The sequence below is a fragment of the Pseudalkalibacillus decolorationis genome (assembly GCF_024609785.1).
GTDB classification, from domain to species: domain Bacteria; phylum Bacillota; class Bacilli; order Bacillales; family Fictibacillaceae; genus Pseudalkalibacillus; species Pseudalkalibacillus decolorationis.
Map to the genome: position 1 here is coordinate 1 of NZ_JANHJQ010000042.1, position 12364 is coordinate 12364.

At 41.2% G+C, this 12364-nt stretch carries 11 protein-coding genes; 10 read left to right on the top strand and 1 reads right to left on the bottom strand.

The features are described from left to right. The 10 genes from NON16_RS23510 to NON16_RS23555 all read left to right on the top strand — a co-directional run. A partial coding sequence (locus NON16_RS23510) for a hypothetical protein (protein ID WP_257351864.1) occupies positions 1–227 on the top strand: 227 nt, incomplete at its 5' end. Between the two features lie 121 nt (positions 228–348). Then, positions 349–1953: a tetratricopeptide repeat protein gene (locus tag NON16_RS23515; RefSeq protein WP_257351867.1), complete on the top strand. Its 1605-nt coding sequence runs from the start codon at positions 349–351 to the stop codon at positions 1951–1953. A gap of 184 nt (positions 1954–2137) precedes the next feature. Then, positions 2138–3097, top strand: coding sequence for a thioredoxin-disulfide reductase (gene trxB / locus NON16_RS23520; protein ID WP_257351870.1), 960 nt, complete (start codon positions 2138–2140; stop codon positions 3095–3097). A 1234-nt stretch (positions 3098–4331) separates the two neighbouring features. After that, entirely contained in the window at positions 4332–4799 is a 468-nt protein-coding gene (locus tag NON16_RS23525) for an 8-oxo-dGTP diphosphatase (protein WP_257351872.1), read from the top strand. 307 nt (positions 4800–5106) lie between these two features. Then, entirely contained in the window at positions 5107–6009 is a 903-nt protein-coding gene (gene rapZ, locus NON16_RS23530) for an RNase adapter RapZ (RefSeq protein WP_257351874.1), read from the top strand. After that, on the top strand, positions 5987–6946 hold the full coding sequence (locus NON16_RS23535; RefSeq protein WP_257351876.1) for a gluconeogenesis factor YvcK family protein: 960 nt from the start codon (positions 5987–5989) through the stop codon (positions 6944–6946). The genes rapZ and NON16_RS23535 overlap by 23 nt, the downstream gene beginning before the upstream one ends. Positions 6947–6982: 36 nt before the next feature. After that, a complete protein-coding gene (whiA, locus tag NON16_RS23540) occupies positions 6983–7918 on the top strand; it encodes a DNA-binding protein WhiA (RefSeq protein ID WP_257351878.1) in 936 nt (311 codons plus the stop codon). A 252-nt stretch (positions 7919–8170) separates the two neighbouring features. Continuing rightward, a complete protein-coding gene (locus NON16_RS23545) occupies positions 8171–8428 on the top strand; it encodes an HPr family phosphocarrier protein (RefSeq protein WP_257351879.1) in 258 nt (85 codons plus the stop codon). 250 nt (positions 8429–8678) lie between these two features. Continuing rightward, positions 8679–9533: a VOC family protein gene (locus NON16_RS23550; protein WP_257351880.1), complete on the top strand. Its 855-nt coding sequence runs from the start codon at positions 8679–8681 to the stop codon at positions 9531–9533. A gap of 375 nt (positions 9534–9908) precedes the next feature. Further along, a complete protein-coding gene (locus tag NON16_RS23555; RefSeq protein WP_257351881.1) occupies positions 9909–11654 on the top strand; it encodes an aromatic amino acid hydroxylase in 1746 nt (581 codons plus the stop codon). 94 nt (positions 11655–11748) lie between these two features. Here the strand turns inward: NON16_RS23555 and clpP are convergent, their stop codons facing one another. After that, positions 11749–12339, bottom strand: coding sequence for an ATP-dependent Clp endopeptidase proteolytic subunit ClpP (gene clpP / locus NON16_RS23560; protein ID WP_257351882.1), 591 nt, complete (start codon positions 12337–12339; stop codon positions 11749–11751). Positions 12340–12364: the final 25 nt, after the last annotated feature.

Genomic DNA, 12364 nt, shown 5'->3' on the forward strand with positions numbered 1-12364 from the left:
ATGTGAGAACCCACGGATATCAGAGTATTGACCGATGTAGAGATCTTTGCCTTCGTGCCGTGCGCTTATCCTGCTCACGTAAAGAGCCATATGGAGTACAAATAGACGTTAAGAGAACACCAAAAAGTGCACTCTTAGTTAAGGTTGCCCAAAAGTTGGCGGGGCTTGACAGTTTCGTTCATATCAGTGCAACTAAGGCGATCGCCAGTGCTAAGGCTTGGCGCTAGCCAAGTTTTCTTTATGCACCACAACTTCCCATACTTTAAATCCACAATTCCTTGTGTTCGGACTCCTTTAGCTGTGTTATACTTTCCAAAGAGAGTTTCAGAGAACGGGTGAGGGTAGTAAATGAAAGCAAACAAGAGCATGATGCACCAAGGGGCAAACGTAATCCCATTTGCTCGAACTGGGGAATACTTTTTTCAAAAAGGATTAAAGTCCTATCAAAAAAAGGACTTATATAAAGCGCAACGCTTATTTGAACGTGCGGTCGATTTAGAACCGAAAGATCCTACTTACTTGTGTCAGCTAGCGGCAACGCATGCGGAATTAGGCGACTACATCGAATCGAACGATATTCTTGAATATATTGTTAGTGAAATAGATCCCGAAATATCAGAATGCTATTATTTTATGGCAAACAATTATGCACACCTGAATATGTTTCGTGAGGCAGAGAGAGAAGCCGTGCGCTATATGGAGCATGAGCCAAACGGTGAATTTTACGATGATATTGAAGAACTCCTTGACTTGATCCAACTTGAATTTGGTGAGGACTCGGAAAATGATCCATCTGAAGAGAGACTGATCGTCAAACATGAGAAAGCGCGTCACTCTCTTGAAAAAGGGGACTTTTCGAAAGCGCGGGATATCCTAAAGGCAATGGTTCTTGAGCATCCTGATTTTTGGGCTGCCTACAATAATCTGGCGCTTGCTCACTTTTACCTTGGTGAATATGACGAAGCCTTCCTTGTTTTAGAGGATGTGCTCGACAAAAACATCGGCAACCTTCATGCGTTATGTAATGCAGCACTTTTCCATAAACAGCTGCATGAAAACGAAGAATGCGAACGTTTTCTCCGCATTTTACACACAATCCACCCGATTTCTCCAGAACACCGGTACAAGCTTGGAAGTACGTTCGCCTTGCTTGGTGAAGATGAGGCTGCATATAAGTGGCTCTATTCGATTAAGAAATTCGGTAACGCCTGGAATACACCGTATTTTCACTGGCTTGCGGTTGCTGCCTTTAAAATGGGTAAAAAAGAACTCGCGCGCGAATCATGGGAAAAGCTTTCTGTTCTCGACCCGGAAAGTTCGGTTGCCTCTTTTTACCTAGAACAATTGGAGCACGAACTTCTTGATCCAGGGGAAGTGGAATATCAATACACGATTCCAATGGGTAATCTTCAAGACCCCGAGGAAATTTCGGATCGAATTTTAAAATTAAGAAGTACGATTCATAAAAACAAACTATCTCATCTCTTATTGCTTAGAAAGTGGAGGGATGAGGATGCATTTGCGACACTAAAATCATTTTGCACGGAACCAAAGGAGTCAGAAGTAATGAAAGAGCTCGCTGCTACCATGTTGTTTGAGCTTGGCAACGAAAAAGTTGAGGTCCATAGTGAAGAAGGATTAGAAGAAGTTGTAAAGCCTTCTACAGAAATGAGAAATGGACTGCAAATACTAGAGCATCTGATTGCGGGCAGGCAAGAGCTAGATGCTGAAACGGCTTTACTGTGGCACCTTCTCCTTCATAAAACGAAAAGTGAAACGCATACGTTAACGAACACAAATGCATGGTCCAGTGCGATTTCGTATTTTGCTGATGTTTTAAAAGGGAAGACCGAAACGACACAAAGAGAAGTTGCTGAACAATACGGTGTTTCAATTACAACAGTGCAAAAATATGTGAAGATAATCAAAACGTATTATTCGCAAGTGAAATAGAGATATTGAATACATTTTTCCCGTTGAAACCCTGGCAATTGCCAGGGTTTTCAAACAATATAAGGCTTTTTGAGCATTTTATTAGACTTAAGCAAGCCTGTTTTAATACGATACTAATAGGAAATGAAACAAACGTTAAAACTAACATTAGAATGTGGATTTTATCGAGTAAGGAGTGGAGAGCATGAGTGAGGAAAAAATTTATGATGTTATTATTGCTGGTGCGGGGCCTGCCGGTCTGACAGCAGCTGTATATACTTCACGTGCGAATTTAAGCACATTGATGATTGAACGTGGGATTCCAGGTGGGCAGATGGCGAATACGGAAGATGTCGAAAACTACCCTGGATATGATCACATTCTCGGACCGGATTTGTCGAACAAAATGTTTGAGCATGCGAAAAAATTCGGTGCTGAATATGGGTATGGTGATATCAAGGAAATTATCGACGGAGAAGAATATAAACGTGTTATAGTCGGTGGGGGAAAAGAATATAGGGCTCGTTCCATTATTGTCGGAACAGGTGCTGAGTACAAGAAGCTTGGTATCCCAGGAGAAAAAGAATTAAGCGGTCGCGGTGTCTCGTATTGTGCGGTTTGTGACGGAGCGTTCTTTAAAGAAAAAGAGCTTGTTGTTATTGGCGGTGGTGATTCCGCCGTTGAGGAAGGTGTATACCTGACTCGTTTTGCGTCGAAAGTTACCATTGTACACCGACGAGATAAGCTTCGTGCCCAGAATATCTTACAAGATCGTGCATTTGACAACGAAAAAATTGAGTTTATTTGGAACCATACTGTCAAAGAAGTTAACGCGGAAAACAATAAAGTTGGCAGTGTTACCTTAGTAAATACAGAAAACGGTGAAGAACTTGATTTTAAAACCAATGGTGTCTTTATTTACATCGGGATGCTTCCACTTAATGAAGCCGTTAAGGACCTTGGAATAACCAATGAAAATGGCTATGTGGAGACGAATTCAGAGATGGAAACAAAGATTCCTGGTATTTTTGCCGCAGGCGATATTCGTGAAAAAACACTTCGCCAAATTGTAACAGCAACCGGAGACGGAAGTATTGCCGCCCAAAGTGCGCAACAATATGTAGAAGAACTCATGGAAAAGTTGAGCATCTCCTCAAAAAGTTAAAGAAAACTTAGCTAGCGCCAAGCCTTAGCGTAGGTGATCGCCGTAGTTGCGCTTATACTATAGAAAGTATTTTTATACTTTCTTAACGTGTAAAAGAGTGTACTAAAGTTAGAAAAAAGTAATTCTGTCTTAACCGATTTGTAACAGTTGTGAAATATTAGTAGGGTATTATAGTAATAAGAAATTGACCCCCTTTTAATAAATTTCTTATTTTGTGCACGGAACATTAGTTTCCGTGCTATTTTTTTGCGTATTTTTCCGATTTTTTGGATGGATTTTGGATGGATTGTCGATGAGAGGCGGCAAAGCTGAAGATTAAGTGTTGTGCACTCAGTTTTTTTATTAAACTTGGGGTAATACGACCTGACGGGGTCACCGTAAAATATCGGGAGTACCGATTAGACTATCAAAAGTTATCGGAGTTCGGTTAACAGTCAATTAGTTGTGGCAAATTAATATACATCAAGTAAATTTTTTGTTCCACGTTAAGAAAGTATAAAATTTTGTAGGCATAGAAGTGATGTCTAGCTCCAGCGCCCAGCCACTTGGATCACTTCAGTCCTCCTGCGGCGGCAACAGCCTCCTCGTCGGTCTTCCAGTGACCTTCGTGGCTAAGCAGGGCGCTTGCGCTTTTCTTAACTTTCATGACAAATATAAAAGCAGGAAGTCAATCTCCATTTGGAGAAAAAGTAGGGGTAAAGAAGGGGCTTTATCCAANCTTTCATGACAAATATAAAAGCAGGAAGTCAATCTCCATTTGGAGAAAAAGTAGGGGTAAAGAAGGGGCTTTATCCAAACATTTGTTTAATGGACAATCATGTATAAATCAAGGGTTTTGCACTCTTAATCAATGTTTGTCTAACATCTTTATGCAATAAGTTCTATCCTTTCTTAATATAATAATGTAAACCGTTTTAAATTAGAGCATTGACTTGTCTAATTAGAGAAAGGTTTAGAACTCATCATGAAAAAGAATAGTTCTAGGGTTCATACAAACGTTTGATTAAGGCAGTCATGCAGTGCTTTTTTCCTTTGATACCGCCAATGCAGCGGTTCATACAAACGTTTGTTTAAGGCGGTAAAAGTATCAATCAAACGTTTGTTTAAGCATAAAATCGTCTTACATATTTAAGTGTTTTCTATGTATGTAGCCAAACGTACTTTTATTGAATGGTGTTAAATAACCAATTAGATTGTTGATAGACTTTGAAACATAGTATACTTATAGAAAGAGGTGAATCACGTGCAACGAGTTACAAATTGCCTGCTCGAAAAGGATGATCAGGTCGTCGTGTTGCAAAAGCCAAGAAGAGGCTGGTGGGTTGCACCGGGCGGGAAGATGGAAACCGAGGAAACGATTAAGGATTCCGTTATTCGTGAGTACCGTGAAGAAACAGGATTGTACTTGTTAAACCCCAAATTAAAGGGTGTTTTTAACTTTATCATTAAGGAAGGTGATCAAATCGTTCAGGAATGGATGATGTTTACCTTTTACGCTACTGAATTTGAGGGTGAGTTGCTCTCAGAATCGGATGAGGGAAAGCTTGCGTGGAAACCGAAAGATGAAATTTCATCGTTGCCGATGGCTCCTGGTGACCATCATATTCTTGACTACATGATGACAGGTAGTGGAATGATCATCGGAACATTTACGTATACACCAGATTTTGAGCTGCTTAGCTATCGTTTAGATCCATCTTAAAGGGGTTGTTCGAAAAGTCCCGGGGCTAACAGGAGCTTATTGTTTTCCTTTTCGAGAAGTAAAGAAAGTATAAAAAATTGCTGCATCGATGGGATGTCTAGCTCCAGCGCCCAGGTGCTCGAGGTCGCTTCGATTCTTCCACAAACACAAAAAGCGTGTTGTGTTGCAGAATCTCCAGCGCTTGCACCACAGGCATAAGGGCGACTATGGTAATCGCCTTGGCGTTTACCAAGTCTTCTTTATCGCACCTGAACAGGGCGCTTCCGCTTTTCTAACAAATACTGAAAAAGTAAGCGAGGGATGTAGGATGGAACAGAATGAATTTCAAATGGTCATAATCACTGGGATGTCTGGCGCAGGAAAAACTGTTGCAATGCAAAGCTTTGAGGATCTTGGGTTCTTTTGCGTCGATAACCTGCCACCAGCATTACTACCGAAATTTGTCGAGCTGATGGAGGAATCCGGTGGGAAACTGAAGAAAGTTGCCCTTGTCATGGACTTAAGAGGGCGCGAATTTTTCGATCAGCTTTTCGCGACGATTGACGAAATGACAGACAGTACTTCAGTCAAACCACAAATTCTATTTTTAGATGCGAAAGATACAACACTTGTACGCAGGTATAAGGAAACCCGACGTTCTCACCCGCTAGCAACGAACGGACTACCACTAGAAGGTATCAAAATCGAACGGCAAATGCTTGAGGAACTAAAGGGGCGATCTCAAAATATTCTTGATACAACCGATTTAAAGCCAATTCAGCTTCGCGAGCGGATTATCGAGCGTTATTCGACCAATGAAAACCATCCATTCACGATTAATGTTCTCTCATTCGGGTTCAAATATGGTATGCCGATTGATGCTGATCTTGTATTTGACGTCCGCTTTTTGCCTAATCCTCATTATATCGAGCATATGCGACCGAAATCGGGCCTTGAAGAAGAAGTTTCATCCTATGTACTCAAATGGTCGGAAACACAAAAGTTTATTGAGAAGCTTACTGGATTACTTGATTTTATCATTCCGCATTATAAGCGCGAAGGAAAAAGCCAATTAGTAATTGCGATTGGCTGCACAGGTGGCAAACACCGATCAGTCACGCTTGCTGAGCACCTAAGGGAGTATTTAGGTAGAGATTATCGCGTTCACAGCAGCCATCGCGATATCGAAAAAGATAAAAAGAGGGCATATGAAGTCAAATCGAAAACCTAATGTTGTCGTGTTTGGTGGCGGCACTGGACTGTCTGTTTTGCTTCGAGGATTGAAGAAGTTCCCTGTTAACATTACTGCGGTTGTAACGGTTGCAGATGACGGGGGAAGTTCCGGAAGATTGAGGGAGGAGCTCGATATCATCCCCCCTGGTGATATTCGGAACGTTTTAGCAGCATTGTCTGAGGTCGAGCCTCTTGTCGAACAACTATTTCAGCATCGTTTTAAAAATGGCAACGGATTATCCGGCCACTCGATGGGAAATCTGTTACTGGCTGCCATGTCGGATATAACCGGCAATTTTGTAACAGGGATACGGGAGCTTTCTAAGGTACTGAATGTTCGTGGTCGAGTATTGCCAGCTTCAGATCAAAAGGTTGTTTTGCACGCACAGTTGAATGATGGTTCGATTGTGTCCGGCGAATCTAAAATTCCGCACACAGGTAAAAAAATTGTCCGAGTTTTCTTGACGCCTGATACCGTTAAGCCCCTTTCCGAAAGCTTACGTGCAATCCGAAGCGCTGACTTGGTCTTAATTGGACCTGGGAGCTTGTATACGAGTATTTTGCCAAGTCTGCTAGTGCCTGGCATTACCGATGCGATTAAAAAGTCGAAAGCGAAAAAGGTCTATATTTGCAATGTGATGACGCAACCTGGAGAAACGGATTATTTTACAGCAGCTGACCATGTTAACATATTGGTAGCGCATATTGGACATCAAATTATCGACACGATTATCGTCAATAATTCGAAAGTACCTGATGAAGTATTGAAAAAATATGCATTTGAAGGCGGAGAACCAGTTAAGTATGACGAGACAAGGCTTAAATCTTTTGGATTTCACGTTATCAGTGATAAAATAGTTCAATACAATGATTCATTAATCAGGCACGATGCAAAACGTGTTTCCGAGCTGATCCTTGATTTAGTCTCAGACTAGACCCTCGGTGCATGAAGGATAGAGGGGGTGTAAGTCGTGTCATTTGCCTCAGAGACCAAGAAAGAATTAACAAAGCTCGAAGTGAAAAAGTGCTGTTCAAAAGCAGAATTAGCAGCTCTAATACGTATGAACGGTTCCATTTCACTAGGAAATCGGGAGTTGATCCTTGACATACCGACCGAAAATGCAGCAATCGCGAGAAGAATTTATACACTAATTAAACAACTTTATTCGTATCCAGCAGAGTTGTTGGTCCGGAAAAAAATGAGACTGAAAAAAAATAACGTCTATATTGTCCGGATAAAGCAGGATTCAAGGACCCTGTTGGACGAATTAGATATAATGGGCGAAGGTTATACATTTAAACGCTCTGTATCAGAAACAATCACAAAGAGATCTTGTTGCAAACGATCGTACCTTAGAGGAGCATTCCTTGCAGGAGGTTCACTCAATCATCCCGATACTTCTTATCATCTCGAGATTTTTTCGATGTATGAAGAACATACCGAGTCATTATGTGATCTGGTCAACTCCTTTGGGTTGAATGCGAGAATGCTCGAGCGTAAGAAAGGCTACATCATTTATTTAAAAGAGGGAGAGAAAATTTCTGATTTTCTCACATTGATTGGGGCTCATACCGCGTTGCTTTACTTTGAAGATATTCGAATTATGAAGGACATGCGTAATTCAGTTAACCGACTGGTGAACTGTGAAACTGCGAACTTAAACAAAACCGTCGGAGCAGCGATGCGTCAAGTTGAAAATATTCGCTTGATTGAAAGGGAAGTCGGTCTACAAACATTGCCCGATAAACTACGTGAAATCGCAGAGCTTCGTGTTAAATATCAGGAAGTTTCTTTACAGGAGTTAGGTGAGCTCGTCTCAACAGGTCCGATCAGTAAGTCGGGCATCAACCATCGACTTCGCAAACTCGATGAAATTGCCAATAAGATCCGGCAGGGAAACATGTAGATCCGTATTAAAAGTATACGTTAGGTTCGGGCCAGGTCTAATGGAAGCTGACCAGGCGCGACTTTATAAAAGAAAAGAGGGCAATGACTGGGCGTCAGTTCATTTTTCTCTACACAAAAAAGATAGCGCTTTCTTTTAACACGTTTAAAAAGAATAAGAATATCTTTCAATAGTAAAGCTTTTTTCTACACATTTTTAATTGGTTTAGGATATATAAATTAACTATGCGGGAATACAAGGAGGAATGGACAATTGTTGGAAAAAGAACTAACGGTTCAATTGAAAACCGGATTGCAGGCTCGTCCTGCAGCATTATTCGTACAAGAAGCTAACCGATTTACCTCAGACGTCTTTTTAGAAAAAGGCGGCAAAAAGGTGAATGCAAAAAGTATCATGGGGATTATGAGTCTCGCGATAGGCTCCGGTTCGACTGTAACAATTATTACTGATGGAAAAGACGAAAAAGAAGCACTTTACGCCCTCAAGGATTACATTACAAAAGCAGATTAAAGTACATAAAACACTGTACCTGGTAATCAGGACAGTGTTTTTGTTTTGTATAGGCTATGACAGTAAGGTCGAGAAGTTTACAGGGTGAGTTGATTACTAGTAGTGATGAGAAGGGTTTGATTTTCCCGAAAAAGTGTTTTCTGGTGTCAGTTTTGAGCTCTTCTCAAATTAATTAGTTGTCAATTTTCTCACTGTTACTTTATAATATATATTAAGTTACTATAAAAAAGTAATAAAGGAGGAAGGCCGAATGAACTTTCACCGATCCCCGAATACATTCATTGGACATGTGCATTTAACAGTTTCTGATCTCAAGCGTTCACTAACCTTTTATACAGAAACATTAGGTTTCAGAGTACTTGAGGAAACGGATAACAAGGTGACATTATCTACAGACAATCAAACACCACTCATAATCATCGAGCAGGAGGAAAAGGTGTTACCAAAACAACAACGGACAACCGGGTTATATCATTTTGCGATATTAGTACCGAACCGTAGGGACCTGGGAGCATTCATACGCCATATCAGTGAAAGTGGCTACCCCGTCCAAGGTGCATCGGACCATCTATTTAGTGAAGCGGTCTATCTTGCAGACCCCGATGGACATGGTATTGAGGTGTATGTGGACCGTCCGGAATCTGAGTGGGTTTGGAAAAATGGAGAGCTTCCGTTCATCAGCGATCCTTTAGATATCGATTCGCTGTTAAAAGAAAGTGGTGATAAAGAGTGGAGCGGTTTTCCAAATAAAACTGTTTTGGGACACATTCATCTACATGTTGCAGATCTTAATACGGCAAAAATCTTTTACAACGAAGGATTAGGCTTTGACATTACTGTTCCTTTTCGACACCAAGCTCTTTTTGTTTCGTCAGGTCGCTATCATCATCACATTGGATTAAATACGTGGAATGGTCAAGGCGCTCCTGCACCAGGCGAAAACCACGTTCGGATGAATTGGTATTCAATCGTTCTACCCTCAGAAGAAGTACGAAGCTCAATTATAGAAAGACTTGTCAAAATCGGTGCCTCCATTCATAAAGAAAATGGTTCGGTTTGGATAAAGGATCCATCTCATAACAAAATTCGACTGGATTTAGCATAACGCTTTGCTTTTTCAAATCTCAAAAAAATATCTTGACGTTTTTAAAATCCTTGTGTATAGTTTTCATTAATAACTTTAATGCTTAAAAGCGTCTAAGCATGTCAGTATAAATGAATCAACAATTAGCCTTGCAAAAGCAGTAGCATAACTATGAGCAGCGTGTAGAGACTGGACGGTTGGTGAAAGTTCAGGCAGTAGTCGATGTGAATTACATTGCAGGATCAACTGGCTAATTTATGAGTGGGTGAACAAGTTGTTCGCCAATCAGGGTGGTACCGCGGAAACTCTTCGTCCCTTACAGGATGATGGGTTTTTTTATTCGCATTTATTAGACCGGATTAAGCACATCAAAATAAGGAAAAAGGAGAGCTGAACATGAAACAAAGACCATTACCTGCGCATTTAAGAAAATATGTGGTGGAGCAAGATTATGAAAAATATAGTCCAATCGACCACGCAGTTTGGCGTTATGTTATGCGTCAAAATCACAACTTCCTAAAGGATGTCGCACATGGAGCTTATACCGATGGTCTTGTTTCCTCAGGGATTCATATCGATTCGGTTCCAAATATAGAAGAGATGAATGAGAGCTTACAGCCATTTGGTTGGGGTGCTGTTACGATTGATGGATTTATCCCAGCTGTTGCCTTTTTTGATTTTCAAGCGCATGGTTACTTGCCAATCGCAACAGAAATCCGAAAGCTTGAAAATATTGATTATACACCAGCACCGGATATCATTCATGAGGCAGCGGGCCATGCCCCAATCTTATGCGACAAGAAATATGCTGAATTTGTAAAAAGGTTTGGAGAAATCGGATCGAAAGCACTTGCGACAAAAGAGGAGCATGAGGTGTTTGATGCGATTCGAACCCTTTCCGATTTACTCGAAAAAGGGTCCGCTACAGAAGAGGAGATTCTAGCGGCAAAAATGAACCTCGAGATGAAGCAAAGCCTTATTGAAGAAGTTTCAGAAGCAGAACAAATTTCGCGTTTATACTGGTGGACAGTGGAATTTGGAATGATTGGTACCGTTAATCATCCGACTTTATACGGTGCAGGTCTGTTATCATCCATCGGTGAAGGTGTAAACAGTCTATCTGATGAAGTGGAAAAGGTACCATTTGATCTTGAAACTGCCATCAATACTGGTTTCGATATTACGACACAGCAACCTCAGCTTTTTGTTTGTGAGGACTTTGACGTATTGACAGCGGCTGTTGAGGAATTTGCAGAAGGGATGGCGGTTAGGGTAGGTGGAACGGAAAGTCTAGACAAGGCCGTTCGGTCGGCAAACACGGCAACTGCAGTGTTAAGCTCAGGCATTCAAGTGACTGGAACCTTTACGAATCTGGTAAAAGCGGATACCGGTGAAGCCATCTACCTTCAAACAACTGGTGAAACTGCACTAGCTCTTGATGATGAGACAATTGTTGGTCATGGAAAAAAGGAGCATTGTCATGGATTTGGCTCTCCGATTGGTAAGGTGCGAGGTTGCGAGAAACCATTAGAAGATTGGAATAATACAGACTTCCAACTCAACGGGCTGGTTCTGGGCGAATCGTTCACACTGGTATTTGAACATGGGCTCGTAGTTGAAGGTGTATTGAATGAAGTCGTTTTAAAAAATGGAAAGGTTATAATGCTAGCGATTAAGCATGCTTCTGTAGCTTATAATGGTGAAGTTCTGTTTGAAAGTGGTGATGGTGTCTACGATATGGCTGTTGGCACAACCGTCACGTCGGTTTTTGCAGGTGCAGCCGACAGCGAGCATTTTTATGGGGAGGCAACAAAGCGGGATGATGTGCAACAGTCAACTCCTTTGAAAACATTAACACCGCTCGAGAGACTATACGGTGAAATACGAGAGTTACGTGAGCAAGAGAAAACACCTCAGGAAATAATCCATACAATCCAACAGGTGAATCACGAATTAGATTGTTTTCCAGATGATTGGCTGCTTCGACTTGAAATCGTAGAAATCCTAACAGTAAACCCATTGCTTCCAAAAACAAGAGAAAAGTTGATTGGTGAGTTAGAACTTTTAAAACAGCAGCATAGTTCATTACAGAAATGGATTGACAATGGTTTACAGCTTATTAAGGTAAGACAGACTGCGTAAGAATAGGCCTCAAATTCACGATCGTGCACCCATTAAAAGAACCTGAGCGGAAGTATCAAAATATACTCCGCTCAGGTTTTTCATTCCACCAGATTTATTTTTTGATTGGTTGTTGAAGGATATCATCGATCAAGCCATATTCCTTCGCTCTTTCAGCAGTCATAAAGTTGTCCCGGTCTGTGTCACGTTCAACAATATCAATTGGCTGTCCTGAACGGTCAGAAATAATCTGATTGATCTTCTCACGCATCTCAATAATACGGCGTGCATGAATTTCGATATCAGATGCTTGACCTTGTGTTCCGCCAAGTGGTTGGTGGATCATAACTTCACTGTTTGGCAATGCATAACGTTTGCCAGGTTCACCAGCAGTAAGTAGGAATGCTCCCATAGAAGCAGCCATTCCGATACAAATTGTGCTTACCTTTGGTTGGATAAATTGCATCGTATCAAAGATTGCCATTCCTGCAGTGATCGAGCCACCTGGACTGTTGATGTATAAAGAAATGTCCTTCTCAGGATCTTCCGCTGCAAGGAATAGTAGCTGAGCAACGATTGAGTTTGCCACGTTATCATCGATGGCACTACCTAACATGATAATTCGGTCTTTTAACAGGCGGGAGTAAATGTCATACGCACGTTCCCCACGATTTGTTTGTTCAATTACTGTTGGGATTAAGTTCATTTCATAAATCCTCCTCTTCGATAAG

Excerpts from the sequence above, each read along its gene's own strand:
- NON16_RS23515 (WP_257351867.1), top strand. The coding sequence starts at position 349 with ATGAAAGCAAACAAGAGCATGATGCACCAAGGGGCAAACGTAATCCCA.
- trxB (WP_257351870.1), top strand. The coding sequence starts at position 2,138 with ATGAGTGAGGAAAAAATTTATGATGTTATTATTGCTGGTGCGGGGCCT.
- rapZ (WP_257351874.1), top strand. The coding sequence starts at position 5,107 with ATGGAACAGAATGAATTTCAAATGGTCATAATCACTGGGATGTCTGGC.
- NON16_RS23535 (WP_257351876.1), top strand. The coding sequence starts at position 5,987 with ATGAAGTCAAATCGAAAACCTAATGTTGTCGTGTTTGGTGGCGGCACT.
- NON16_RS23550 (WP_257351880.1), top strand. The coding sequence starts at position 8,679 with ATGAACTTTCACCGATCCCCGAATACATTCATTGGACATGTGCATTTA.
- NON16_RS23555 (WP_257351881.1), top strand. The coding sequence starts at position 9,909 with ATGAAACAAAGACCATTACCTGCGCATTTAAGAAAATATGTGGTGGAG.
- clpP (WP_257351882.1), bottom strand. The coding sequence starts at position 12,339 with ATGAACTTAATCCCAACAGTAATTGAACAAACAAATCGTGGGGAACGT.